The organism is Bythopirellula sp., from assembly GCF_041737835.1.
Lineage (GTDB): Bacteria > Planctomycetota > Planctomycetia > Pirellulales > Lacipirellulaceae > Bythopirellula.
This window is the reverse complement of record NZ_JBGSQY010000004.1, coordinates 1-24,952: the sequence shown is the minus strand read 5'-3', so window position 1 is coordinate 24,952 and position 24,952 is coordinate 1. Positions and strand designations below refer to the sequence as shown.

At 57.0% G+C, this 24,952-nt stretch carries 19 protein-coding genes, 1 other RNA gene and 1 pseudogene; 12 read left to right on the top strand and 9 right to left on the bottom strand.

Features of this window, described 5'->3' with window-relative positions; translation table 11 throughout:
• Window positions 1–36 precede the first annotated feature (36 nt).
• Window positions 37–534 carry a DUF1269 domain-containing protein gene (locus AC6T8Q_RS01555; protein ID WP_500677418.1) on the top strand — a complete coding sequence of 166 codons (498 nt, stop codon included), beginning with the start codon at window positions 37–39 and terminating at the stop codon, window positions 532–534.
• Window positions 535–643: 109 nt separating this feature from the next.
• Entirely contained in the window at window positions 644–901 is a 258-nt protein-coding gene (locus tag AC6T8Q_RS01550) for a hypothetical protein (protein ID WP_500677417.1), read from the top strand.
• 17 nt (window positions 902–918) lie between these two features.
• Here the strand turns inward: AC6T8Q_RS01550 and AC6T8Q_RS01545 are convergent, their stop codons facing one another.
• From AC6T8Q_RS01545 to AC6T8Q_RS01530, 4 genes are read right to left on the bottom strand one after another with little or no spacing between them, the layout of a single operon-like run.
• Window positions 919–2,220, bottom strand: a complete 1,302-nt coding sequence (locus AC6T8Q_RS01545; protein ID WP_500677416.1) for a threonine/serine exporter family protein — start codon at window positions 2,218–2,220, stop codon at window positions 919–921.
• Window positions 2,221–2,238: 18 nt separating this feature from the next.
• Window positions 2,239–3,777 (bottom strand): AbgT family transporter, encoded by a 1,539-nt coding sequence (locus AC6T8Q_RS01540; protein ID WP_500677415.1) that lies wholly within the window; start codon window positions 3,775–3,777, stop codon window positions 2,239–2,241.
• 18 nt (window positions 3,778–3,795) lie between these two features.
• Window positions 3,796–6,915, bottom strand: coding sequence for an efflux RND transporter permease subunit (locus tag AC6T8Q_RS01535; protein WP_500677414.1), 3,120 nt, complete (start codon window positions 6,913–6,915; stop codon window positions 3,796–3,798).
• On the bottom strand, window positions 6,912–8,204 hold the full coding sequence (locus AC6T8Q_RS01530; protein WP_500677413.1) for an efflux RND transporter periplasmic adaptor subunit: 1,293 nt from the start codon (window positions 8,202–8,204) through the stop codon (window positions 6,912–6,914). The genes AC6T8Q_RS01535 and AC6T8Q_RS01530 overlap by 4 nt, the downstream gene beginning before the upstream one ends.
• Window positions 8,205–8,535: 331 nt before the next feature.
• Between AC6T8Q_RS01530 and AC6T8Q_RS01525 the strand changes: the two genes are divergently transcribed.
• The 3 genes from AC6T8Q_RS01525 to AC6T8Q_RS01515 all read left to right on the top strand — a co-directional run bounded on the left by AC6T8Q_RS01525 (window position 8,536) and on the right by AC6T8Q_RS01515 (window position 12,188).
• Window positions 8,536–9,483, top strand: coding sequence for an SHD1 domain-containing protein (locus AC6T8Q_RS01525; RefSeq protein WP_500677412.1), 948 nt, complete (start codon window positions 8,536–8,538; stop codon window positions 9,481–9,483).
• 26 nt (window positions 9,484–9,509) lie between these two features.
• Window positions 9,510–10,490 (top strand): glutaminase A, encoded by a 981-nt coding sequence (glsA, locus tag AC6T8Q_RS01520; protein ID WP_500677411.1) that lies wholly within the window; start codon window positions 9,510–9,512, stop codon window positions 10,488–10,490.
• Window positions 10,491–10,559: 69 nt separating this feature from the next.
• Window positions 10,560–12,188: an MFS transporter gene (locus AC6T8Q_RS01515; protein WP_500677410.1), complete on the top strand. Its 1,629-nt coding sequence runs from the start codon at window positions 10,560–10,562 to the stop codon at window positions 12,186–12,188.
• 28 nt (window positions 12,189–12,216) lie between these two features.
• Here AC6T8Q_RS01515 and AC6T8Q_RS01510 read toward each other — a convergent pair whose 3' ends face one another.
• The gene (locus AC6T8Q_RS01510) at window positions 12,217–12,753 is read right to left on the bottom strand and encodes a gamma carbonic anhydrase family protein (RefSeq protein ID WP_500677409.1); all 537 of its coding nucleotides are present in this window, start codon (window positions 12,751–12,753) and stop codon (window positions 12,217–12,219) included.
• A gap of 107 nt (window positions 12,754–12,860) precedes the next feature.
• Between AC6T8Q_RS01510 and AC6T8Q_RS01505 the strand changes: the two genes are divergently transcribed.
• From AC6T8Q_RS01505 to ssrA, 6 genes are all read left to right on the top strand, one after another.
• Complete coding sequence (locus tag AC6T8Q_RS01505) at window positions 12,861–13,907, top strand: N-acetylmuramoyl-L-alanine amidase-like domain-containing protein (RefSeq protein ID WP_500677408.1); 1,047 nt, start codon at window positions 12,861–12,863, stop codon at window positions 13,905–13,907.
• A 216-nt stretch (window positions 13,908–14,123) separates the two neighbouring features.
• Window positions 14,124–15,215, top strand: coding sequence for a DUF1559 family PulG-like putative transporter (locus AC6T8Q_RS01500; RefSeq protein WP_500677407.1), 1,092 nt, complete (start codon window positions 14,124–14,126; stop codon window positions 15,213–15,215).
• A 343-nt stretch (window positions 15,216–15,558) separates the two neighbouring features.
• The gene (locus AC6T8Q_RS01495; RefSeq protein WP_500677406.1) at window positions 15,559–18,456 is read left to right on the top strand and encodes a beta strand repeat-containing protein; all 2,898 of its coding nucleotides are present in this window, start codon (window positions 15,559–15,561) and stop codon (window positions 18,454–18,456) included.
• Window positions 18,457–18,615: 159 nt separating this feature from the next.
• Entirely contained in the window at window positions 18,616–19,443 is an 828-nt protein-coding gene (locus tag AC6T8Q_RS01490; protein WP_500677405.1) for a GDSL-type esterase/lipase family protein, read from the top strand.
• An 80-nt stretch (window positions 19,444–19,523) separates the two neighbouring features.
• On the top strand, window positions 19,524–19,730 hold the full coding sequence (locus AC6T8Q_RS01485) for a hypothetical protein (RefSeq protein ID WP_500677404.1): 207 nt from the start codon (window positions 19,524–19,526) through the stop codon (window positions 19,728–19,730).
• A 354-nt stretch (window positions 19,731–20,084) separates the two neighbouring features.
• Window positions 20,085–20,445: a transfer-messenger RNA gene (gene ssrA / locus AC6T8Q_RS01480) on the top strand.
• Window positions 20,446–20,738: 293 nt separating this feature from the next.
• Here the strand turns inward: ssrA and AC6T8Q_RS01475 are convergent.
• From AC6T8Q_RS01475 to AC6T8Q_RS01460, 4 genes and pseudogenes are all read right to left on the bottom strand, one after another.
• A pseudogene (locus tag AC6T8Q_RS01475) lies at window positions 20,739–21,449 on the bottom strand (tyrosine-type recombinase/integrase); the annotation flags it as partial.
• Window positions 21,450–21,775: 326 nt separating this feature from the next.
• Window positions 21,776–22,072 carry a helix-turn-helix transcriptional regulator gene (locus AC6T8Q_RS01470; protein ID WP_500677403.1) on the bottom strand — a complete coding sequence of 99 codons (297 nt, stop codon included), beginning with the start codon at window positions 22,070–22,072 and terminating at the stop codon, window positions 21,776–21,778.
• A gap of 203 nt (window positions 22,073–22,275) precedes the next feature.
• Window positions 22,276–23,109 carry a hypothetical protein gene (locus AC6T8Q_RS01465; protein ID WP_500677402.1) on the bottom strand — a complete coding sequence of 278 codons (834 nt, stop codon included), beginning with the start codon at window positions 23,107–23,109 and terminating at the stop codon, window positions 22,276–22,278.
• Between the two features lie 154 nt (window positions 23,110–23,263).
• Entirely contained in the window at window positions 23,264–24,673 is a 1,410-nt protein-coding gene (locus tag AC6T8Q_RS01460; protein WP_500677401.1) for a replication initiator protein A, read from the bottom strand.
• A 30-nt stretch (window positions 24,674–24,703) separates the two neighbouring features.
• Between AC6T8Q_RS01460 and AC6T8Q_RS01455 the strand changes: the two genes are divergently transcribed.
• On the top strand, window positions 24,704–24,952 hold a 249-nt coding region (locus tag AC6T8Q_RS01455), incomplete at its 3' end, for a hypothetical protein (RefSeq protein ID WP_500677400.1).

Sequence of the window (24,952 nt, the reverse complement as noted above, 5' to 3'; positions counted from 1 at the left end):
GAAGAACCCTACCTATTGCAGATGAGGAGCATCAACATGGCAACATTAATTGTGATTGGCTACGAAAGCGAAATTAAGGCGGAAGAGGTTCGCATCGCGTTGCTGAAAATGCAAAAAGATTATCTCATTGATTTGGCCGATGCCGTGGTCGCAGTTCGCGAGGAGAACGGCAAAGTCAAGCTGCGGCAGATGTACAACCTCACGGCAGCAGGTGCGGCTGGGGGAGGTTTCTGGGGCACGCTCGTTGGGATGTTGTTCTTGAATCCGCTGTTCGGATTGGCCGTGGGCGCCAGCGCGGGGGCGATCTCCGGCGCGCTCAGCGACGTCGGCATCGACGACAAGGTGATGAAAAGCATGGCCGAGACGCTCAAGCCGGGCACGGCCGCGCTGTGCGTGTTGATCCGTCAAATGACCGCCGACAAGGTGCTGGACGAGCTCAAGCAATTCGGCGGCACGGTGATTCAATCCAATTTGTCGCACGAAGACGAAGGCAAGCTCCGCGAGGCTTTGGCCGCCGCTCAAGGCACCGTGTAAGGACAACGTGTTCCATCATCATTTGCAATAGCCACTGGCGCAAGCCAGTGGTTGAGCAAAATCAAATTTCGAACGCATCCCGAAGCGTTCATTGGGGAGAATCTCAACTTTGCGAAGCGAAACGAAGAAATTTGCGCTCACCATGGCCCTCGTGGCGATGTTTTCCTTTATGGCTTGGCCGTTGTGGCAAGCGATCATCACCAAGGAAGCCAATCGCGAGTTGCAAGAGCGCGTGCAGGCGCTCGCCCAGAGCGACCCGCAACTCAAAGCCGCGCTCGATGTGGCGCTGCTCGATGGGGTGCTGACCGAACCCGAGGCCGAGATCATCGTCCAAGGGGCTGGTGAACCCACCGCGACGGAAAACTGATCGGCGCTTGTGCGAACTTATTTTTTGCCGGGGCGAAAGAATCGTCCCACGCGGCCGATCTGCATCTGCCAGGTTCCAAACCGCTCGGAAAGGGACTTGTAAAGCGATGCGCCCATCAGCGTGCCCAGCGCGATCGAGGCAAAGACAAATACCGTAGTGATCATGCCATCGATTCCCGCTTCGCGGTCGCTCAGCATGTGCTTGATGCTCATCAGCCCCAGCGCACCGGGCACGAGCATCCAGAACGTGGGGAGAAACGTGACCATCGCGGGGGGGCCGTTGAATCGGAGTTGAATCAGATAGCCCAGCGGCGTGGCAATCAACATCCCAAAAAAACCGCTCACGGCTTTGCTAAAATGGAGCGCCGCGAGTTGTTGCGCTCCATAGGCGATCACCAGCACAAACAGCATCCAACCGAGTGAGTTCGCAGGGGCCGAGAAGTGCAGATACACTCCCACGCCGAACACGAGCACACCTGCCCACGGGGCGAGATTCGCAAGCGGACCAAAGCGGATCTCGCTGTGCATATCCACAAGATTCTCGGGCGTGTAACCCACCAGCATCGCCCCGGCGACGAGTCCGAAGCAGAGCAATACGAGCTCGATCAAACCGGTGATCAGTCGGCTCGAGCCGCTGACCATATCACCGTACGCCAACTCGACCATCCCCAGGGTGAGCATTGCGCCTGGTAAAAAAGTCACTAACGGCGGAACGAGCGCGTGCAGCGGATCGACCGCGATCCCTTGTTTGACGCCAAGAAACACCAGCGACGAAACGATCGTCGCCGCCACCACGGGAAGCGGCACTTCCAACACGGGTTGATCGCGGTTCAGAACTTTCAGCACGCCGATGATCGTGCCGAGAACAGCCGCGGCAAGCAGGTTCGCGAAATAGGGGGCCAGCACCATCGCCAGCCCCACGGCCAGAATCGTATGCCCCAGCACGATCGTGGCTTTTGCATGGGGCGAGCTCTTGCGCAAAATGGCGGAGAGTTGTTCTTGGCCCAGCTGGGGTGCTATTTTCCCTTGCTCGGCAAGACCACCCAGTTGATAAATGTCGCCGATTTGATCGAGTCGCAAGTTTTGCGTTGGACCTTCGGCCAATGTGACGCGCTCTTGGTTGCCATCGTGCAAACTGATGAAGATCGCCGTGGGAAACACAACAACCCGCGACTTGCGCATGCCGTAGGCCGAAGCCATGCGGCGCAAACTGAGCTCGACCTTGGCCGTTTGTTCGCCGCAGGCCAAATAGGCTTGCCCCAAGCGGAACATAAATTCCAGGACGCTATTGGCATCGGCGTTTGGCGCGGGTTCGGTCATGGATGACTCACAGCGCAGTTATTGAGGACCAAACGGAATTCCCAGCATATACCAGATGAAGAACAGAACCGTCCAAGCGACAAACGTCGCGGCGGCGTAGGGCAACATCATGGCCACGACCGTGCCGATGCCTGCGTCTTTTTGCCATCGCTGCGCGAATCCCACGACCAGCGCGAAGTGCGGCAGCAATGGGTTGATCACATTCGGCGGCGAATCGCTCACGCGGTAGGCCGCCAGCACAACGTCGGGATCCACTCCCAGCTTCAAAAACAACGGCACGAACACCGGCGCCAGGATCGCCCACTTCGGCAAGATGTTGGGCACAGGAATGCTCATCAACAATCCGATCACTAGAAACGCCAGCAGCAGCGTGTAGCTACTCAGGTCCGCTTCCTTGAGGGAATCGGCAAGCCTCACCGCCAGAATCGTTCCCATGTTGCTGAAGTTGAAATAGGCCACGAACTGACTGATCACAAAGAATAGAAACAGCAAGCCCCCCAAGTCGGCGAGCGTTTTGGTGATCGCGTCAATTGCATCATCGGCGGAGCGAATCGTTTTCGCGCCATAACCATAGGCGAGCCCCATCACCAAAAACGTGAGCATCAACAAAAAAACAAGGCTGCTCATAAACGGCGAGTCGCCGATGATTTCGTCCGTCTCAGGATTCCGCAGCGGCGCGCCTGCCGGCAATGTCAGGAAACCAAAGAACACCGCCAAGCCCATGAACGCCACGAACGAAAAAAGTAACCCACGCGATTCTGCCGCAGAGAGACCGCCCGTTCCCTCTTCCGGTTGCTCCCCTTCGTAGGTCCCCAGTCTGGGCTCAACAATTTTGCTGGTGATCCATGTGCAGACGACGATCAGCAACACGCTCGACGCTACGCCGAAATAAAAATTCGCCATGATGTCGATCGATTTTGCCGGGTCGACAATGTGAATGGCGTCGTTGGTCATCTCGGCCAAAATGCCGTCGATTGGCTTCACGAGAAAATTCGCCCCAAAGGCCGCGGCCACCCCCGAGAACGCCGCGGCAAGCCCGGCGAGCGGATGACGCCCCAAGCTATGAAATGCAGCAGCGCCCAGCGGAATCAAAACCAAGTAGCCCGCATCACTGGCGATGCTGGAAATCACACCGAGCGTAATCACAATCGCGGTCAACGTGCTGCGCGGAGCCTTGGCCACGATCAAACGAATTAACGCTTGAATTAATCCCGAGCGTTCGGCCAGCCCGATGCCGATCATCGCGACCACGATGATTCCCACGGGCCCGAAGTTGATGAAGTTGGGGACCACCGAGGTAAAGATAAATCGCACGCCGTCGGCAGAAAGTAAGCTGCGGACCGCCGTGGTGACTTCTTCGGCTTCGTGGGTTTCGATGTTGATCCGTTGATAGGTGGCGCTTACGCCCATGCGCTGCAGAACGAGCGATGCGAGCATCACCGCTACGATCAAAAACAAAAACAGCACGGCCGGGTGCGGCACTTGATTGCCAAGTTTCTCGACAAAGTCGAGCAGCTTTTGCAGCACCGACTTTTTGGAAGCGTCCGCCTGACTCATCGCCACGTCCTGTTTGGCTTATTTTGATCCCTTGCGTTTGCCGGTCGCCGGCGCGGTGACGGGTTCCTGAATGTCGTAGAACATCGCGTACAACACCGGCGTCACGATCAACGACAAGAACGCCGCAAACGACAAACCGAACATGATGCAGACCGCCATCGCTCCAAAGAACGGATCCACAAGCAGCGGAATCATGCCGAGTACGGTCGTGATGATCACCATGCACACGGGCCGCACCTTGCTTGTGCCGCCGTCGAGAATCGCCTGATACGGCGGCTTGCCTTTGTCGATCTCAGTGATGATTTTGCTCAGCACGACGATCTGATTTTTGATCAATTCACCCCCCAAGGCCAACACGCCCAACAGAGCCATAAATCCAAACGGCGCACCGGTGAGCAATAGCCCCGTCGTCACGCCGATGATGGAGAGTGGCATGATGAGCCAAATCAACAACGTCGTCCGCAGTGAATTGAATAGACAGATCACGATGAACACCATCAGCGCGAATACCGCGGGTAACGGTCTGGCCAATGCCGCGCGGGCTTGGCTGGAGTCTTCATGCTCGCCGCCCCATTCCAGCGAATAGCCCGGCGGAAGTTCGATCTGTTCGATGTCCTCCCGCACGCGGCTGAACAGTTGGCTCGGAAGTTCCGTGCGCGGATCGGCATGCACCGTGAGCGTCGGGAACCGATTCCGCCGCATCACGACGGGATCTTCCCACACCATTTCGGTGCCCGAGCTGACTTGATTGAGCGGAATCATCCGTCCCGCGATCGGGCTCCAGATTTGGAGACTGTTCATAATCGCCACGTCGTTGCGTTCGTCGGCGGGAGGCCGGGCCAGGATGGGAAGCAGCCGCGATTCTTGCGGAAACAAACCGGTGCTCGCAGAACCCGGCTCGCGATAGAAGCCGACCACGCGGCCTTCAAAGCTGCTCGCCAGCGCTTGCGCGATTTCCACCCGCGTGATGCCGTTGCGGCGGGCTTGGGAATCGAGCACGTCGGGCCGCAAGGCTTTCACGCGCTCGCGCCAATCGCTACGAATACACACCGCGAGACCGTCGTCTTCCAGGATTTTGATCGCTTCATCGCCCAATTCGCGCAGCACCGCGGGATCTGGTCCCGAGAAGCGCGCCTGGATCCGTCCCCCATCGCCGGGACCAAGCAAGAATTTCTTCGCAATCGCGTTTGCGTTGGGATAATCTTCATCGAGTTTCTTCTGAATTTCATCGATCAAGCCGCTGATTTTGTCGGCATCGCGCACGTCGACCAGAAACTGCACGAAGGCTTGGTTCTCGCGCTCGGGGCTATAAACCAACAGAAACCGCATGCCGCCGCCGCCGATGAACGACGTGACGTGCGTCACCCCCTTCTGCTCCTGCAAATAGCTTTGAATCTCACCGGCGAAAGCTTCCGTTTCGCGAATGTGCGTTCCCGCGGGCAGGTAAACGTCGACCATGAATTGAGGCCGCGTTGCCGGGGGGAAGAAGCTTTGCTTCACATAGCCGAAGCCATAGATCGAAGCGACAAACGCCACGACGCACAGAATCACCACCAGCCAACGATTTCGCAGTGCTGTGGTGAGCAACTGGCGATACAAGCGAAAGGGCAACGCGTCATAAGGATCACGCGGTTCCCCACCATGGTTATCCAGCGGCTTGAAAAACAGATAACTCAACAACGGGGTGGCCGTCACCGAGGACACCCAGCTTAAACTCAGCGCGATTAAGATCACCCAGAACAGCGAATTCGTGTACTCGCCCGTGCTATCCTCCGACAATCCAATCGCGGCAAAGGCGATCACGCCAATCGCGGTCGCTCCGAACAGCGGCCATTGATTTTGCTCCACGACTTCGCGGACCACTTCCAACTTGTTGCGGCCCGCTTCGATGCCGACTTTGATTCCCTCGATGATAATGATCGCGTTATCGGTGAGCATGCAGAGCGCGATAATCAACGCCCCCAGCGAAATCCGCTCCATCAGCAGATCGCCGCGCATATACATGACGAAGAACGTTCCCATGATCGTCAGAAACAGCACGATGCCGATGATAGCGCCCGTCTTGCGACCCATCGCGATCAGCAGCACGATAAAAACAATCGACACCGCCTTGCCGAGGTTGAACATGAACTCGCCCGTCGCCGCGGAGACCGCCTCGGGCTGAAAATTGATTTCGCCGATTTCGATACCGATGGGTTGATTCGCTTTTAGCTCAGCCAGTTTTTTGCGAACCCCCTCCCCCATCGTGACGACGTTGCCACCTTGCACAGTGGAAATGCCGAGCCCAATCGCCGGGTGTCCGTCGTAACGCAACAGCCGCCGCGGAGGATCCTGATCACCGCGGACGATTGTCCCCACGTCGCGCAAAAAGAGTTGCCGCCCCGATTGGTCGGAGCCGATCACCAGATCGAGCATATCTTCGGCGGAACGAAACTCTCCACTGGGATCAATAACGATATGCTCATCGCCGACGCGCACGCGGCCCCCGTCGGCGGCGATGTTGCGCTCTTGGAGTTTGGCGTAAAGCTGCTCTTCATTAATGCCAAGCCGCGCCAGCCGTTGTCGCGAGATTTCCAGAAACACGACTTCCTGCTGCTCGCTAAACAGTTCAACGCTTTTCACGCCAGAAACCAGCAGCAACTCCCGGCGGAGCGATTCTACATAGCGCCGTAATTCAGGAAACGAATAACCTTCGCCGGTCACGGCCAGAAAGATGCCGAATACGTCGCCGAAATCATCAACGACAATCGTCCTGCCACGCACCGCGGGCGGAAGCTGCGGCTGAACGTCGGCAATCTTGCGGCGCAGTTCATCCCACACCTGCGGAATGCGATGCCGGTCGTAGCGATCCTTGATGTTGACGATCACCACCGAACGGCCACGGGTCGATTCCGATTCCACGAAGTCGAGTTGCCCCAATTGCTGGCAAGCCGTCTCGATAGGGTTGGTGACTTCCTGTGCGACTTCCTCGGCGCTCGCGCCCGCATAAGGCGTGACGATCAGTGCCTGCTTGATTGTGAATTCCGGATCTTCGAGCCGGCCGATTTTCAGATAAGCGACGATACCCCCGATCAACACCAGGGCCATCGCGACGAACACGACGCGGCTATAATGAACTGATAGTAGGCCGGGGTTCATGGCGACCCTCCCAGCGCGTCGCCCAGATCGCGAACCTTCATCCCATCACGCAAGAACGAAACCCCCGCCACGGCAATGCGGTCCCCCGGTTCGAGGCCCTTGGTGATTTCAATATCGCCACCTTGAACGGAACCGACTTCGACGGGGCGTGACTTCGCTTCATTATCTTTATTGATGAGCCAGACAACCTGCTTGCCGTTCGAGCGTTCATACACCGCCGAGATGGGGACCAAGATCCGCTGCCCCAAGACATTCGCCCGGCGATAGTCGACCGTCACCGTGGCCGTCATGCCGGGCAGCACACGGACCTCAGTCGGGGCGGGCATTGCCACTCGCACATTGAACGTCTGCACCGTAGGATCGGCCACTTGGGCGATCTCGCGAATTCGCACGGGAAAACTTCTGCCGGGAAGGCCACTGATCTCAGCAACCATTTTCAAAATGTCGGCACGGCGAATGTCGGTCGCCATCACCGCCTCGGGCACGTCGACCGCGATTTCTACTTCATCGGCATCTTGGAATCGCACGATCGGGTCCTTCGCTCGGACGTTCTGACCTTGCTCGACAAATCGCTGAGCGATCACGCCATCGAACGGTGCGGTGAGAGTGCAGTCGTTGACTTGAATGTTGGCTTCCACGACGCGCCCTTCGAGCCCGCGGATTTGTGCTTCCTTGGCGAGGATATCTTCTTCGCGGCCGATCATCCCTTTTTCAACGAGCTGCTGAGCGGCTGCGAGTTCTTCAATCGCAATCTCATATTGCGTTTCGGCCAGCTCAAATTCCGAACGCGAAATCGCACCCCGCGGCACCAGCGGGGCCAGACGATTTCGTTCGGTTCGAGCATTGGCGAGTCGCGCTTGCGCGGCACGCACTTGCGATTCCCGCCGCAAGCGTTCTTCTGGTCGCTCTCCCATTCGCAACGCGACGAGTTCCGCGCGGGCTTGATCGAGTTGTCCTTGCAGCGCCGTCAGACGCGCTTCGAACTCGTCTTTCCGTACTTGGCCGATGAGGTCTCCCTTTTTGACTTCCTGGCCTTCCTTCACGGGGAAGTCCACCAAGAGCCCCGAAACTTGAAATGCCAGTTCCACCCGTCGCGAGGCTTCGACCGTGCCGGGGAACGACCGAATGCGCACGTCCTCCCCCGCCGCGACGAGCATCGTCTTGACGGGCCGAATCAGTTCAGTGCGTGGTGGTGGCGTTGGTTGGCAGCCGCACAGCAGTGCGAACACGACGAACGATGAACTCGAAACATGTTCGAGCCGTTTACGGAAAGAAGTTCTGATGTTCATGCCCTTATCTCTTGAGACTCATGCCTCTGGGAGGCTCGTGCCTATTGAAGGCCAAAAGCCGTTTCACAGCGTGGCCGGAATATTTGCTAGACGTCTGGCGAATCAAACAGGCTGCTTTTGGCGTTTCCCTCGATGTTCAGCCCGCTTTAGCTTACACCGGCGCATGAAAATAGCCGAGTCCAGTTGCCTGATTTTCATATTCACATGGCGACGTCGCAAACGATTGGCAAGGAACGAAAAAGATTTCTCACGGGGGGGGTTTAGCGTGTTTGTGCCGGCAATGGTAAAGTACTGCTGAAACAGTTCATTTCATCGAAAATGAGATAGAGATATGGCTCGCAAACTCGTCCTCTTGTTGTTTTGGATCATACTGACTTCTTGCCCCGGCGGTGGCTCAATCGCCCACGCCGAGTCGCGCGTCTGGAGCGACAAGTCCGGCGAATACACGCTCGAAGCGGAGCTCGTCACCTTCAACGACAAATCGGTCGTCCTCAAACGGGCCGACCACGAGCTCGTGGCGTTCCCGTTGGCGGAGCTTTCTCAGGCCGATCAAGACTTCTTAAAAACGCAGGCAGCGCTCGATGCACAGAAAACGTCCGACGAGAGCAAGCAAACCTTAGAACTCACCGACGGCATGAAGATCACAGGGCAAATCGTCGACTTCGCCGAGCGCGAGATCACCTTACAGCGTAGGCGGGGCAATTTTTATGTGAATGATCGCCGGCTCGACAATCTCCCCGAGTTCTATCAGAAATTGTTGCCACAAGTTGTCGCTCATTTTGAAACGTTGCGCTCTCCCGATTTCGCCGGTTTGGAAAACTGGATGACCCGCCAACGCGGTCGGCCACGCACGTTCCATCTCGAAGGCGTGCTCATCGAGTCGGCCAATGGCGACGTTCATGCCGTGCCGTTCTTTTTGCTGCCCGAAGCGGAACGCCAACTTTGGGAGCGCTATTGGAGAAATTGGCAAGCACGACAAAAAGAAAGCAAAGCCGAAAGCCGTGAGGATCTCGCGTTCTTGTTGAAGTCCTTTGCCGCAGCTCGTGCCGAGGATGCCCAAATCCAACGCGAGATTGCCGAATTGCAACTCAAGATGCAAGCCGTTCAAGCAGGAGTCACCTCGCTGTGGGAAGTCTCACTTTATCCGGACGTGGCGATGAACGGCTGGCCAATGTGGGTTGTCGTGCCAGGGCGCGATAGTCGTCAAGCAACGATGAACGCCTTGGATATGTATCCCGGTTTCGTCGTGGGCCCCGTCCGCCGCGTCAGTCGGCGTTAATTCACACAACAGATGAGTCAATAAACATGGCAAGTCCACAACCTTACGTCTCTACCGGTCATCTTCCCCCTGCGGAGCTGATCCGTGAGCTCGTCGAAGAAGCCCACGCAAAATTCGCCGGCAACACCGACGGACAGAATTCTCAAGTTTATCCCGCGCTTGCGCGAGTGCCGTCGGACCTATTCGGCATTTGTGTCGTCGGCAACGAGGGCAATATCTTCTCCGTCGGTGCGGCCGATCACGAATTTACGATCATGAGCGTCTCCAAACCGTTTGTTTTTGCGCTGGTGTGCGAGGCCTTGGGCCCCGACGAAATGCGCGAGAAGATTGGAGTCAACGCCACGGGCTATGCGTTCAACTCGCTCGCCGCGATCGAACGGGGTGACGAAGGCCGCACCAATCCGATGGTCAACGCCGGTGCGATTGCCACCACAAGTTTGGTCCCCGGCAACACGTTCGAAGAGAAATGGCAATTCATTCACGACGGACTATCGCGATTTGCTGGCAGAGCGCTTTCGATGAACGACGAAGTGTATCAAAGCGCCACCGACACGAATTTTCGCAATCAGGCGATCTCGCGGATGCTGCAAAGTTTCGGCCGCATTTATTTGGATCCCGCCGTGGCGACCGATCTCTACACCAAGCAATGTTCGCTCAACGTGTCGGCCAAGGACCTTGCCGTGATGGGGGCCACGCTTGCTGACGGAGGAGTGAATCCGATCACCAAGCAGCGCGTCGTCGATCCATCCGTCTGCCACTACGCGCTCACGATTATGGCCACCGCCGGGTTGTACGAAACGTCGGGGGATTGGCTCTACGAAATTGGCCTGCCGGGCAAAAGCGGCATCGGCGGCGGCATCGTCACGGTCTCGCCGGGCAAAGGCGGCCTCGGAACGTTCGCCCCACCCCTCGACAAAGCCGGCAACAGTATTAAAGGACAACTCGTTGCGAAGTTCCTCTCGCAGCGCTTAGGAATGGACCTCTTCGTCTCCCAACCCGCCGAATAAAAATGCACGTTAGCCGGCAGCGTCCCGCTGCCGTGTAGACAAACTTTCCCATCAAGAGCACAAATCGCCATGACCAACACCACCAACACGCTCGCCGATGAACCACGCGAATCTTGGCTTCCCATGATCGTGATCGCCATGGGCCAAGCGCTCATGTCGTTCAATGTCGCGGCATTGCCGGTTTCGATGGGGGGCATGGTTGAAAGCTTCGACACCCAACCCACCACCGTCGGCACGGCGATTGTCCTCTATTCCTTGGGCGTTTCCGGCTTCATTCTCTTGGGGGCCAAACTCAGCCAACGCTTCGGCGCGAAGATTTTCTTTCAAGCCGCCGTGGGTATGCTCGGCGTGGCGATGCTGCTGATGGTCGTCAGCCCGACGGCCAAGGTGATGCTCGCCGCGCAAGGTTTAGCGGGACTCGGTGCCGCCGGTTTGGTGCCGACGCTCGTGGTGCTAATCGCCAATCACTATCGCGGACGGCAACAGGCCGAAGCCGTCGGTTGGCTCGGTTCGGCCCGCGCGATCGCGGGGGTGCTCGCGTTTGTGCTCGTCGGTTTCTTGGCGATGATCAACTGGCGGCTCGCTTTTGCCTTGCTCATCCTTCACGCCGGCGCGATTCTGTTTCTCAGTTTCAAACTCAAGAACTCTGAGCCCAATCCCGCGGTGAAGATCGACGTCGTGGGGGTTGTCCTGGCGGCTGTGGCAATTATTCTCATCACGTTTGGCTTTAATAATGTACGGAATTGGGGGCTCTTGCTGGCAGGACCCAACGCACCGCTCGACGTGCTTGGCATGTCTCCCGCGCCGATCATGATCCTCATCGGCTTGGTCATCGGCAGCGGCTTTTTGTATTGGACACACCGCACGGCCAATTCCGGCGGCACACCCCTTTTGGCTTTAGAAGTGGTCGATTCACCCCGCGAATGGGCGGCGGTCGTCACGCTGTTCATGATCGTGAGCATGGAAGCCGCCATTAACTTTTCCGTGCCGCTCTACATTCAAATCGTGCAAGGCCGCACCAGCATGGCGACTTCTATCGCGATGATGCCGTTCATGCTGACGGTTTTCTTCACCGCGATCTTGATCGTGCGGCTTTACGACCGCTACACCCCGCGGCAAATCGCCCGCGCCGCATTTTTGCTGGTGATGGTGGGAACCTGTTGGTTGGCGTTCGTCGCGCGGAACGACTGGAGCGTCTTTCCCGTGATCGTGGGGCTCATTACCGTGGGGCTTGGGCAAGGCGCGCTCGTGACGTTGCTGTTCAACGTGTTGGTAACCAGCGCACGCAAGGAACTCGCCAGCGACGTCGGTTCGCTGCGCGGCGTGACGCAGAATCTGGCCGCCGCCGTGGGGACGGCATTGATGGGCGCGCTGCTCGTGGGTTTGGTGAGCTCGCTCATCAACGACAAACTGATCGACAATCCCGTGATCCCCGCGGAATTCAAAACGACCGAACTCGCCGAGGAGTTTAATCTCGATAGCATCAACTTCATCAGCAATGACCAACTCGAAACGCGGCTGGCCAACACGAACGCCACCGCCGAGAAGGTCGAAGAAGCCGTGCGGATCAACACCGAGTCGCGCTTAACGTCGCTCAAGATCGGCTTTCTCGTGTTGTCGTGCTTGGCGCTGTTGGCCCTCTTCCCCTGCCGCTGGCTCCCCGATTACCGCCCCGGCGAAATCCCCGCATCCAAATAAATGTTAGCCGGCAGCGTCCCGCTGCCGTTCATTTCTCCTCCGCCAAATACTGATCCTTCAAACGCACATAATTCGCCGGCGAATAGGTGAAGAACGTTCGCTCTGATTCGGTGATGGGCCGCAACTGCTTTGCCGGGTTGCCGACATAAACGTAACCGCTCGCGAGCGTCTTCCCCGGCGGCACCAAACAGCCCGCACCGACGATCACTTCGTCTTCGATCACTGCGCCGTCGTTGACGACTGCCCCGATTCCGATGAGCACCTGATTCCCCACACGGCAACCATGCAGCACCGCGCGGTGACCGATCACCACGTCTTCGCCAATCACGAGTGGCCAACCGTCGGGGTTGTACGTGCTCTTGTGAGTTGTGTGCAGCACGGCGTTGTCTTGCACGTTCGAGCGCTTCCCCACCATGATCGGCAGCAAATCGCCACGAATGACCGCCCCCGGCCAGACGCTCACGTCATCCCCCAGCACAACGTCGCCGATGACCGCCGCTGCCGGATCGACGTACACGCGTTCGCCAAGTTGCGGCAACTTGCCTCCAAATGATCGAACTCCCACGGCGTTTTTTCCTTCTACGAAAACGATGAAGCTAGTTTTGAGAGCCACCTAGCGATACGCTGGATAAAGTACCATTTTGCTCAGCTTGTCATCAGGAAGGCAACACCATGCGGCCCACAACATTTTCACCATGGCGGATCGCTTTTCTTTGCTTGGCCATCTGCACGACTTCTGCGATTGCCGCCGAGTTAACCGACGAGCAAACCAAGATTTGCCAGCAACAAGGTCTGGATGCCGCAGTGATCGCCGAACTGCTCGACAAGCCGCTTTACAAATTCAACGAATCGGAAGTCGATGCCTATCTTCGATACATCAGCGTCGCCGAGCCGGATCTCCGCCAGCGGATCGTCCATCTAGCCCGCAAGAACATCGGCCAGCCTTACGAAATCTATCTGCTCGGCGAAATGCCGTTTGAACCTTACGACCCGCAGCCGATCTACTGCTTGGACAAAAGCGATTGCGTCGTCTTCGCCGAACACACCTACGCGATGGCGCTCGCGCAGAATTGGCCCAGCTTTATGAAAATGCTCCAGCGTTTGCGCTACCGCGATGGCCACCTCGGCGTCACGACGCGCAACCACTATACCGAAGCCGACTGGAACACATCCAACCGTTGGCTCGTCGAAGACATCACCGCCGATCTTGCGGGCGACAGCGCGGCGAGATTCTCCAGCACGATCGATCGCGCCCGGTTCTTCAAGAATCGCTACAAGCTCACCGTCGACGTGCCGGTTCAAAAGCACGAAGATATTTACTTGCCGTATGAAGAGATCGACCGCGCTCGGCAGGATTTGCAAGAAGGCGACTTCGTGAACATCGTCCGCGCCAGCGTTCCTGATTCATCTAAAAAGCCGACCAGCGCGTTCGTGGGGCACGTCGGTCTGATTGGCCGCGGCCCAAAAAGCGAAAAGAACGCAGAGGGCGAACTCAATCTCATTCATTCGACCGTGCCCAAGGTTCGCGAAGAACCGATCGACGAATACATCGCCCGCTCGACCAAGGACAACGCCAAGAACGACGCCGAGGGCAAACCCCGCTTGGTCGGCTTCAAGTTTCTGCGCTTGCGCGAACAACCGCTCGACAGCTTACGCGAAATCGACGGCCCCGCCGCCCCCCGCGTCACCCTTCCCTCCGGCGACGAAGCCAAGTTTTGAACGAAAATTTAGCCCCGGGTGATCTGACGGTGCTGCCGTCAGTACACCCGGGGCAAATCCGCACCCAACCACCCCACCTTCCGCAAACCGTATGCGACATTTCGCAATCCGGCTCGACTCGCCACGCGTTTTGCTACGATTGAACGTGCTGCTTATCCCAATCCACGGCTTCTCGTGGCCACTTCTTTTCGTGCAACGTCTCGATCGGTGCCGTTCATGCGCAGGCGAGTCACCAACATAGCGAACCCCCGCGGCTTCACGCTGGTTGAGTTGCTGGTGGTGATCGCCATCATCGGCGTGCTGGTCGCCCTGTTGCTCCCCGCGATTCAAGCCGCGCGCGAATCGGCCCGACTCGCCCAATGCAAAAACAATCTCCGGCAGATCGCCGTCGGCATGTTGAATTACGAAACCGCGCACCGGGCTTTTCCCGCCGGGGGGTGGAGCGCCTCTTGGATGGGAGACCCCAACGTCGGCACGGGTCCGCGCCAGCCTGGGGGCTGGATCTATCAAACGCTCCCTTATTTGGAGCAACACGCGATTGCCAATCTCGGGCTCGGCCTCACCGGCGAACCCCTCAAGACGGCGATCACGCAGGTCGGCCAGTCGGTGATTCCGCTGTTCCACTGCCCCACGCGGCGTGAAGCGCGGCTTTACCCCGCGGTCTATCTGATGACTTGGAATTCCCAAACGCTCGATCAAGCGGCCAAGACCGACTACGCCGCCAACGCCGGCAGCGTCGCTTTCTCCGGTTCAGGACTCGGGCCGATTATCAAGGTGCCGTTCGTGGTCTCCGATTGCCGCGGCGGTTTCCCCGACTGCACGTGGCGCAACGATCAAGCATGGCTCGATGCCAACTGGAACGGCATCGTTGGCGATCATAGCGGCGCGAAGCTCAAACAAATCACCGACGGCACGACCACAACGTTGCTCGTCGCCGAGAAATGGCTCTACGAGTTTTACTATGAAACGGTGAGCGTCGATTCGCCGCTCGATAATCAAACGAACCGCCTCGCCCGCGACAACCCGGCCGACGACGGACCCATGTATGCCGGCTACAGCTATGACACGATTCGCATCACCGGCCGCGCGACCGGCGGCCAGCGCTACGCCCCCATGCGCGACTACGACTACGACCGCAACGATCCGCAGGCCGATAAGAAGGGCTCGCAATATCAAGAACACTTCGGCGGCCCCCACCCCGCCGGCTTCAACGCCGGCCGCTGCGACGGCTCGGTCGACACCGAAAGTTTCGAAGTCGACACCCGCGTCTGGGCCACCCTCGGCACGCGCAACGACGGTGGGCTGTAGAGTGGCACCACACTCCGTGTGGTTTTTATTCCCCTCTTCCGGTACTCCGGGAGGGTCTTTCACGAAGTGTTCCATGCGAAGATTCCCCCAGGCGAGCCCCCTATTTGAATGGGGGGAAGGTCATGGGAGGAAGTTCTTCGCTCCGCCCATCCCAAGCCGTCGGGAATCCAGTCCACGATCCCCCCCCTCAGGGGCTAGATAGAAAATCCCGGCTTAATGCCATTCCTGTCGGTACTCTGACTTGGTGGTGATTCTTGGTCAGCGCTGCTACAATCCCACACATCATTGGACGTATATTACGCTCCCTTCTTTCGTGAGAACTTCAATCGTGGGCTCGCTTAGTATGAAAACATGGCACGAATTGCGCGCAGAATCGTTTGTGATCTTGGTTCTGCTTTTTGCTGTTAGTATTGAGGCTCAGGGGGCCTGGAATTCTGTTACCGGCATCAAAGACGGTTCTGATACCGCGAGCGAGCTTGCCAACCCTTGGGATGGCGAGCGGCTGTTGGCCTTTGGCGGTACGCTGAATTTCGCGGGCAATGTCAGCCTGGACGGTGAGCTATGGATACAGCAGATGAACGGCTGGGGCAATCCGGTGGTGAACATACCCGGCACGCTTACGATGTTCAGCCCTTCGGGACAGTTTACTGTTCAAGGCGGGGCAGATCTGAATATAGGCAACCCAACGGGCAGTTCGGTAGAAGCCGGAATTGTCATCATACGTGACGGAGTCGACATGACTCTCAATGAGATGATCGTCCACGATGACTTCAACGTCGGTAATGTCGCTAGCCTGCATATTCTAACCGACTTCCAGCAGGATGGCGGGGATTTTCTCGTCAATCAGAATTCCGCCTTCTCAGTTGATGGCACCTTCACCAAGACGGGCAACGGGAGTTTTAACGTCGGCTGGCCGGGATCAAGCTTCAACGTCGGCAATCCGGTCGGAAGTTCGGTAGAAGCAGGGTTGGTAAGTATTCGAGATGGCGTGAACGTTGTTCTCAACGAGATGACAGTCCATGACAATTTTGAACTGCGTGATACAGCATTACTACAAGTACTGGGTAATTATGTGCAGGACGGGGGAGATTTTGTCGTAAGTCATACTAGCACGTTTGATGTCGATGGCACCTTCACCAAGACGGGCAATGGAAGTTTTAACGTCGGCTGGCCGGGATCAAGCTTTAACGTCGGCAATCCGGCCGGGAGTTCTGTAGAAGCAGGGGTGGTAAGTATTAGAGATGGCGTGGACGTGGTTCTCAATGAGATGACCGTCCATGACAACTTTGAGGTGAGGGATGGTGCTGCCTTACAAATCCTCACCAACTACACTCAAGACGGTGGGGACTTTGTTGTCGATAGGAATTCCTCGTTTGACGTTGATGGCACGTTCACGAAGACGGGTAATGGGAGCTTCGTCGTTGCGTGGTCGGAAACCAACTTCACACTCGATAATCCCGCTTCTAGTACTGTAGAAGCGGGAGTTGTCAGTATTCGAGATGGACTGGACGTGGTTCTCAATGAGATGACCGTCCATGACAACTTTGAGGTGAGGGATGGTGCTGCCTTACAAATCCTCACCAACTACGTGCAGGACGGCGGGAATTTCGTCGTCATTCTGAACTCCAACTTCACAGTTGACGGCACATTTACAAAGACGGGCAGTGGGTCCTTCATCACAAACAGCACGGTCACTTTTGGTGATGCCGCAGGTAGTTCTCTAGAAGCAGGAGTCGTGCTTATCAATTCAGGCTCCCAGATCAGCGTCGGGAGCATGACAGTCCATGATAATCTAACGCTAAGTAATTCAGGAACCCTACTGCACGTACTCGGTGATTACGAGCAAGACGGCGGGAATTTCGACTTCATTCAGAATTCCACTTTCACAGTTGACGGTACATTCACAAATAGCAGCACCGGCAACTTCGATGTCAGCAATGCGACGTTCAGCGCGGGAAATACCGACCTCAGAACAGCGCGATTTAGCAGCGCTGCCCAAGCCGCCACGGCCGACCTCATCCTCCACGGAGACCTCGTCGTCGAACATGCCGGAAGTTTACTACATGCTACTGGCGACTACGCGCAGGACACGGGCAACTTCCATGTCATCGATTCTGCCACCATGAACATCGACGGCGATTTCAATTACTCCGCCGGCAACACGCTCGAAGTCCGCAACAACGGGACTCTCACTTCGAACGGTAGCGGAAATTCGATCGCCAACTTCGTCACTGTCCACTCCGGTGGCAAGGCGACAATCGGCAGCTTGACAGCCCATGGTGATGTGAACGTCCAGAATTCGACTTCGATGCTGCGAGTTGGTGGCGACTATCTGCAAGTTGCAGGCGGTTTCGCGATTGGCGACAACGCAACGCTCAATGTTGATGGCTCTTTCCGCTATGCGGTCCCCGGTTCACGATTCATCAGCTTTGGGAACGGGTTCTTGCGGGTCGGCGACACTCTGACATTGGAGGAAGGGCATTTTTGGAATTTGGCAACCAATGGTGGACGGGTGCGAGTGGGAGACGGACTCATTGCACCTGCTGCCGGTACCTTCGAGGTCACCGTTAACGGCACATTGGCTGGCGAAGGTACTGTCGTGGGGAATCTGAACAACCTTAGTGGCACCGTCTCACCTGGAATGTCGCCTGGCCGACTCGACGTTACAGGCAACTACACTCAGGGGACCTCGGCGAATTTGGCAATAGAAATAGGCGGACCCCTGGCGGAACTTCAGTTCGACCAACTCTTCGTTTCGGGAGCCGCTTCACTAGCAGGTAGCCTAACTGTCGATTTGATTGACTTGGGCGAGGGCCAATTTGCGCCCGTTCTAGGCCAAACCTTTAGCATTTTCAAAGCAGGCGGTGGCGTGACGGGAACTTTCGCAAATCTCAATTTACCAACGATTGGTACTGGCCTTGATTGGCAAGTCAGCTACCTGACAAACTTCGTGCAACTCGAAGTGATTGCAGCCGCTACTCTGCCCGGGGACTTCGATCTCGATGGCGATGTTGACGGAAGAGATTTTCTCGTCTGGCAGCGGGGTGGATCACCGAATGGAGCCACTAGCGGCGACCTAGCGTTGTGGCAGTCAGGATATGCATCGCTAACCGCGTCTTACTCGACCACGTCCACTTCAGTACCCGAACCCAGTTCGATTGTACTATTGTGTTTGAGTTGGATTGCGATGAGCTCACGTTCCGCGTTACGTCGCGGCTGTCCCGGCCAGCTTTGCTGGTAGCTAATCCTGTCAGGGCATAAAAAGCCGCAAGGAATATATCCGCTTTTCTCCCACAACATACTCGTCGAATTTGGCCGCGCAATCCTGTAAAATGGGCGGAAAAGCTGTTAGCGATTAGCTCTCAGCCTTCAGCCAGAAAATTCATAGGGGGGCAGAGCTATGGGCGTTTCTTATTCTCGCGGTGTCGGTTGGAAAACCATTTTGCTGTTCGCGGTTGCGCTTGCGATAATCGGCACCGCACAGGCTAAAGAGAAAAAGCCAGCCGATCTACCAGGCGCAGAGTCTGCGAAACCTGCCGATCCGCCCGTCGCAGAGACTGCGAAACCCGCGGAACCTCCGGTCGATTTGGGCGCCATTTTTCGCATGCACTATGCGAATCGGGTCCGTGCGTTTCGTGAGCAGAACGAGGTGTTTCAAAACGTTGTCCTGCTGGGCGACAGTATTACCGAGGGGTTCGACGTGCCGAAGATGTTGCCCGGGCGGAGGGTGCTCAATCGGGGGATCGGCGGCGACGTCATCGGCAATGCCCTGCCCGAGGACGACAAGCGGGGGATTCTCGCGCGGCTGGATGAGTCGGTCTTCAACTGCTCGGCGACCGACGTGTTTCTGATGATCGGCATCAACGACCTCGGTTCGGGCCGACAGCCGGAGGTGATGGAGCAAGGGTATCGGCAGCTTCTCGAGCGGATCAAAACCGAGGCCCCGCGCGTGCGCGTGTATGTGCAATCGGTGTTGCCCTGCAGCGACCGCTACGCAAAGCATAATGCCAACGTGCTCGATTTTAATGAACGACTGAAAAAGCTGGCCGCGGAGTTCGGTTACGACTACCTCGACCTGCATGCGCTGATGATCGACGACAAGGGCGAACTCAAAGCCGAGTTCACCGGCGACGGCTTACACCTCAACCCCGCCGGCTACGCACCATGGAAAAAAGAAATCGAAAAAGTGATGAAGTGGGGAAATGACCAAGGTCCAATGACCGAATGACCAAGGGAACACACCGGCGAGCCTCCCGCGTAAGCGGGGGGAGTTTTTGTAGGCCGGACCGAGTGGAGCGAGTTCCGGCAATGAAGTTGTTTTGGTACGCCATGCCGGAACTCGCGTTACTCGTTCCGGCCTACGCCCGTGCCACAAACACACTGCTGGACAAGCCAGCCAGTGGCACCCAAACTGCGCGCAGACGTTGCGACTCACTAAAAAAATCACAATCGAAAAGAATCGAAATAGCCCCGGACAAGTTGGAAGAGTTGGACAAGTTGGAAGAGATGAAATGAGAGGCCAGAGGCCAGAAGTGAGAGGTCAGAGATTAAGAAGAATGCCACCGACCTCCGATCTCCGGCTTCTGACCTCTTCCCAGAAAAATCACACATTACGAAAGGCAAAACCACAACATCCAGTACAAGTGTCGAACCCAACCACCAGCACCAGCCCCGTATGTTCCCAGCCCCAAGCCCCCAAATCCCGACCTCGAAGAGGTCAGCCACAGAATGTCCCACAGTCCACGGTCCTACAGTCCCAAGGTCCTCCCTAGCCTCCGACCTCTGGGCAACCTACAATACAAGGCTTGTCGCGTTTTGGCGTTTTCCCATCCCACGGGAAACGCCGGCCCTCACCAGGGGTCGCACTACGGGGGCGAACAGGGTTCGACCGGGTAGACAAAGCGCAAGTGGCGTGTCGTGGTTGATCAGTGGGCCACGTAAAAAGCTGATCACAATGTCAATTGCTAACAGCAATTACGCTTTGGCTGCCTAATTAAAGGCTGCCCGGACTAGGGGCTGAAGTCGGATTGGCCCGGACGTCCGTCACTAAATCCGAACCGCCGCGGGTCACCACCGAGTATCCCCGCGGCTAAACAAAGTTCTTGGTTAGCGAGCAGGTAAGTTGGTCGACTGATTGACCTGCTCGTGAAATTAAACCAGTCGAACACACACGTAGATGCTTGCGTGGAGATGCTTCGGGACGCGGGTTCGATTCCCGCCGCCTCCACTTTGCAGGGGATGGTGACACAAGTCGCCATCCCCTGACTCATTATGCCAGGGAGCGTCAAAACCTCTGGTTTTCTCGGACGATTCTAATTCGCCATCATTGTCTGTTTTGTGCCAAGCAGTGCCATGTCGCGACACGTCATCTGATGTCGGTTGGCTGGGAGTGCTGACTATTTGCTGACTGGATTGGGTCGTACCCGGCAAGGACTTCAGTGCTTCCGCTTGGTCGGCAAGACCGATATGCGTGTACCGCATCGTCATCTTGATGTCGCCGTGCCGGGCGAGCTCGCGTGCCTGGGTCAAGGAGACGCCGCTGCGGAGAAGTTGCGTCACGTAGGTATGACGACCGCTCGCATGAAAATCGGCGATGCCGGCAGCCGTTTCGTAAGGGATGCCTACCCGTTCGAGGTCCTTCTTGACCATGAACCACGTCTTCCGGTTGGCGAGCCGCGGGAACAGGAAGTCTTTCGGCTTCAAACCGCGTAGCCAGCCCGGTAGTGACTCAACCAATTCTGAGTGCAAGGGCAGTACATCCGTCTTGCGATGCTTCGAGCAAGCCGCCGCTACCGTCAACGTTGGCGGCGACGATTTCAGGTCAAAGCTGCTCGGCGTCAAGCTAGCCAGCTCCTTGCGACGCAAGCCCGTGAGAAACGCCATTGTATAAAGGCGAGCCCGGCTCTCGGGCCCCATCCCCTGAATCGTCTGGCTACTGTCCCGGGCCGAGGCGATGAGTTGAGTCACCTCGCCGACCGTGAGAGCCCGCCGTTTGTGGCGGACATCGACGGCGGCGTTGTAGGTTGTCAGGCTGTCTAGCGGACTGACCGATAGCCGTCGATTCTTGACGAGCCAGCGACACCAGCCTTGCACTGCCTGCACGTAGTGATTGATTGTACGAAGCCCTAATTTCTTCTTGCGAAGCTTATTGAGGTACGCGTCGATTTTATCCGGCTGCAAGTCGTCGAGGGACTGGATTCCCGCTTCGGCGACTATCTTACGAATCCGGCTCATGGTAAGCGTCTTGTGCTTGACCGTCCGTGAGCCGCCGTCCAGGTGCAGTTCGTAGGCAGCGAGGTGGGCTTCGATTTGCGTAGACCGATGGTGCCGTAAGGCTTGCTGGTGGGGGTCAATCAGCCCGAGCTTCCTTTGGCGAACCTCGCGTTCAATTTCCTCCGCCTTATCTTCAGTTTCTCGCTTGCGGGTGTATCCCTTCTTCCGCCGGCGTTTGCCAAACTCGTCACGGTACTCAATCCAATAGGGAGCATCTCGCTTGCCCTCGTCGCGACTGTATTTGAAAACGGACGCCATGCCGATGACTCCAATGACAACAAGAAACCCTACCGGCGATTGTCAAGCTTAGGGCAACCGTCCGCTACCCACTGCACGATATCTGAGCGTCGCCAGCGGACGCTGCCGCCAATTCGGACCTCTTTGGGGAACTGGCCTAAGCTTTTCAAGCGTTGAATCTGGCGAACTGAGAGGCCGATGAGCCGAGAAACTTCCTCGATGGTCAGCAGTAGCGCCCGTTCATCAGTAGGCTTTGCAACAAGAGATGCCTGCGTGCCGGTTACCCGCTGAAAGCTGCCGGCGTCGCTGAATGTGCCGAGTTGGCCACGGCTTTGAGACTGTCGCATTGTGTTGCTCCTACCCTTGCTCAAGATTCGCCGATGGCGGTTAGACTGCAGACCATGCCAAGTTCTCGCTCGCTAGGACGATTGCCGGCGGTGGCGTCAGGAAGTGCAAGTAAGCTTTGCCCGGAAGCACCGGGCCTACCATACGAAGTATAGACATGCGTGCCACCGGTGGCAAGCATGTGGAAAAAAATTGACGTGCAGCTTTATTTGCCGTCCTTTTCCTTATTCCAGCGCTTAGTGGCGGCTGCCTTTGCGATGTCGCTCCTCTCCTTAGCGGATAGCTTCGCTGACCTCGCCGTCGCTGCATTACGCTGATGCTCTGAGGTCAAACTAGCGGCTCGCTTCTTGCCGAGCAAAGCGGCGGCTTGGGATGAATTGACCGCGGCAGCTTCGTTGGATTGCTCGAATGCCGATGCGATTGTTCTGCATTCTAAGGGTAGCTTCTCCAAAAGCCACTGCAGGTCGGCGGGGCTGGCCTCTAGACGAGCCGACAATTCTTTGACTGATTCTGCGAGTAATGCCCTATCGGATGTACGATTTTCCACCTTGCCATCAGTATGGCGATTTTTTCGAGGCGGCGCAACCTTTGGAGAGCCTTTGCTCGAATGGTCATTCGCAACGTTGCTACCTTCTACCGGACGCAGCAAGTGAGCCAATTCGGCGAGAGTATTCGTCCGCCGTCCCGTTGGAGCGATTAAATGCCAACCGTTCTCCGCTACAACTGTGCAGACATCAACTAGGTCGGCGGGACGCGGGATTGCGGACGGTTCAGTTCTCGATAAACGCCGAACTTTGTCAGAAAACCCAATCGCCTTGAATCGACCTAGGTCGTCCTTAGGAGGATGCCGGTGATGACTCGCTTCAATGGAAGCTAGTTGACTTAGGATTGCGTCAAGCTCGCGTTTAGCATCGGGGGATTCATCACGGACCCGAGTCAACAATTCGTTTACGCGGCCTTGGATTATTTTTTTCCGGTCGTCGCCAGTCCGCGGGCGAGTCTTTGGTCCGGTGGTTTTGGGTTTCACTTTGCGGGGCATGATTGTTCAACAAGCGGGCGTCGGTACGGCACAAGATTCTGTGATATTGTCACAATTCTAGCACAACGTACAGGATGTTCGTTAGGCCACGACCGCAGCCGCACTCCAGTGCTCCTCTGCCAAAGCCACAGAACCCCTGCTAAAGCCGGAGCAGCTATGATGGCTTCGATTCGGTCGAGCTTATCCGGCCAAAGTGCTTTGCTATGACCATTCTCTGGTAAGCTGCGAACGTCGGACCGCCGGTTTTCTTCGTCCGTCGATATCCTTCCGCGGTCAACGGGTCGGCGGCTGCGACAGCCGCAGCTTCCAACTCGGCGTGCTGCTCGGCGGTCAGAGTGCCAAGGTAGGCCTCGACGATGCCATCGGACTCAACTCCGCTGACGGATTCGTTCCGATTCGTTTCCGTTGCTCGCGAAGGCGACTTGGGGGGCTTCGATTTCCTGAAGTCCTTCGGAGCCGCGTAGTCCTTGCGTATCGCCGCGACCAAAAACCCCGGGGCATTGGTCGAGACGCGTTTGTCGCGACGGGTAACTAACCAATCGAAGATAGCGAGCTTCTCCTCGATTCGTGCGGCTGGATAATCTTTGCTGAGGGAACCCGCCGTCAACTTCGCCACGCCCCTCTCTACGAGTCGCTGGGTTAGCGACGACGAATCAAGCGACTTAGCTGGAGGGGTCGGCTGTTTCGCGAGGTTCTGCGAGACCGAGACGGTCCAGGTCTTCGGTCGTATCTTGCGGAACGAGACTGGCTTGATGTAACCGGCCCGCTCAAGCTCTACCATCGCCGGGGTCAAGCGGGCTTTCAGTTGGCCCGTGTCGTAGTTGCGGCTGAAGCCGAGCTTCTCGCAAGCGAACGTCCGCAGGTCAAACTCCCACTCGGGTTGATGATAGAATCGCTTGTCGAGAAAGCGGTAAGCACGCTGGGCCGCTGGTCGTTTCAGCGAGCGATAGAATCCGAAGTCGAGCGGCTTCAAGTAGCCGGCTTGGAACGACTTGAACAGCTCGCGATTCCAGACGAAGCGGGACTGAGCTGCTTGCTCGGACGACGCTCGATGGCGTCGCCCATCCGCAATCTTGAAGTACTCGATGATGCCGACGGCTTCGGTATCGGTCCAAGTCCCGTTCTTGTGGTCCCTCCACGCGTTCCAATAATGGACCGACACGGCTTTCCACCGATGGAGCGATTCCTCGACTCGGTCGTAAGCCCAACCGGAATTATCCCAGCCCAGCAGCTGAATGACTTGATGCTTCGTGAATGTTACCTCGGGATTGGTGAAATTGTTGGCGATGCCAGTGAGCTGCAAAAGGGCGGCAAGAACTTGGTCGTCCTTGGCCGTCGGCAAGCCATACTTCTCGCTGCCGGTAACGCAGACGCGACGCGTGACTTGCTGTCCTGTCTTCCAGTCGTTGACGGTGTCCTCGAATTCGAGCGTTCGCTGATGCGGCGAAGCCGTATCCGAAAGCAAAGCCAAAGGGAACTCGGCAAGGTTGTTCTCGTCCGTCCCCCGGACGAACTCGGCCAGAGGGACGTGGTTGTCTTTTCTCGATGCTGGTCGCTGCTTCACATGTCCTTTTCAAAAAAAAGAAACAACAGCGTGTTGTTGTCTCCTTATAGAGTTAAACAAAGATGTTATGGGGCGATTTGCGTTGTCACTTCGCGGACTTGCCGCGAAATTCCTCGCCTCGCTTCCGTATGCGGCGGTGGAAAGCTCGCCGAAGTGACGTACATTCCTCGCCCCAGTGCCGTATCCCCCCTCGCCTCGCTTCCGTATGACCGCCGGCAATTCCTCGCCTCAGTGACGCATGCGGAATTTCTCGCCGCATTGACGTACCGAGTTCATCAC

Excerpts from the sequence above, each read along its gene's own strand:
- AC6T8Q_RS01555 (WP_500677418.1), top strand. The coding sequence starts at position 37 with ATGGCAACATTAATTGTGATTGGCTACGAAAGCGAAATTAAGGCGGAA.
- AC6T8Q_RS01545 (WP_500677416.1), bottom strand. The coding sequence starts at position 2,220 with ATGACCGAACCCGCGCCAAACGCCGATGCCAATAGCGTCCTGGAATTT.
- AC6T8Q_RS01540 (WP_500677415.1), bottom strand. The coding sequence starts at position 3,777 with ATGAGTCAGGCGGACGCTTCCAAAAAGTCGGTGCTGCAAAAGCTGCTC.
- AC6T8Q_RS01535 (WP_500677414.1), bottom strand. The coding sequence starts at position 6,915 with ATGAACCCCGGCCTACTATCAGTTCATTATAGCCGCGTCGTGTTCGTC.
- AC6T8Q_RS01530 (WP_500677413.1), bottom strand. The coding sequence starts at position 8,204 with ATGAACATCAGAACTTCTTTCCGTAAACGGCTCGAACATGTTTCGAGT.
- AC6T8Q_RS01525 (WP_500677412.1), top strand. The coding sequence starts at position 8,536 with ATGGCTCGCAAACTCGTCCTCTTGTTGTTTTGGATCATACTGACTTCT.
- glsA (WP_500677411.1), top strand. The coding sequence starts at position 9,510 with ATGGCAAGTCCACAACCTTACGTCTCTACCGGTCATCTTCCCCCTGCG.
- AC6T8Q_RS01515 (WP_500677410.1), top strand. The coding sequence starts at position 10,560 with ATGACCAACACCACCAACACGCTCGCCGATGAACCACGCGAATCTTGG.
- AC6T8Q_RS01505 (WP_500677408.1), top strand. The coding sequence starts at position 12,861 with ATGCGGCCCACAACATTTTCACCATGGCGGATCGCTTTTCTTTGCTTG.
- AC6T8Q_RS01500 (WP_500677407.1), top strand. The coding sequence starts at position 14,124 with ATGCGCAGGCGAGTCACCAACATAGCGAACCCCCGCGGCTTCACGCTG.
- AC6T8Q_RS01495 (WP_500677406.1), top strand. The coding sequence starts at position 15,559 with ATGAAAACATGGCACGAATTGCGCGCAGAATCGTTTGTGATCTTGGTT.
- AC6T8Q_RS01490 (WP_500677405.1), top strand. The coding sequence starts at position 18,616 with ATGGGCGTTTCTTATTCTCGCGGTGTCGGTTGGAAAACCATTTTGCTG.
- AC6T8Q_RS01485 (WP_500677404.1), top strand. The coding sequence starts at position 19,524 with ATGAAGTTGTTTTGGTACGCCATGCCGGAACTCGCGTTACTCGTTCCG.
- AC6T8Q_RS01470 (WP_500677403.1), bottom strand. The coding sequence starts at position 22,072 with ATGCGACAGTCTCAAAGCCGTGGCCAACTCGGCACATTCAGCGACGCC.
- AC6T8Q_RS01465 (WP_500677402.1), bottom strand. The coding sequence starts at position 23,109 with ATGCCCCGCAAAGTGAAACCCAAAACCACCGGACCAAAGACTCGCCCG.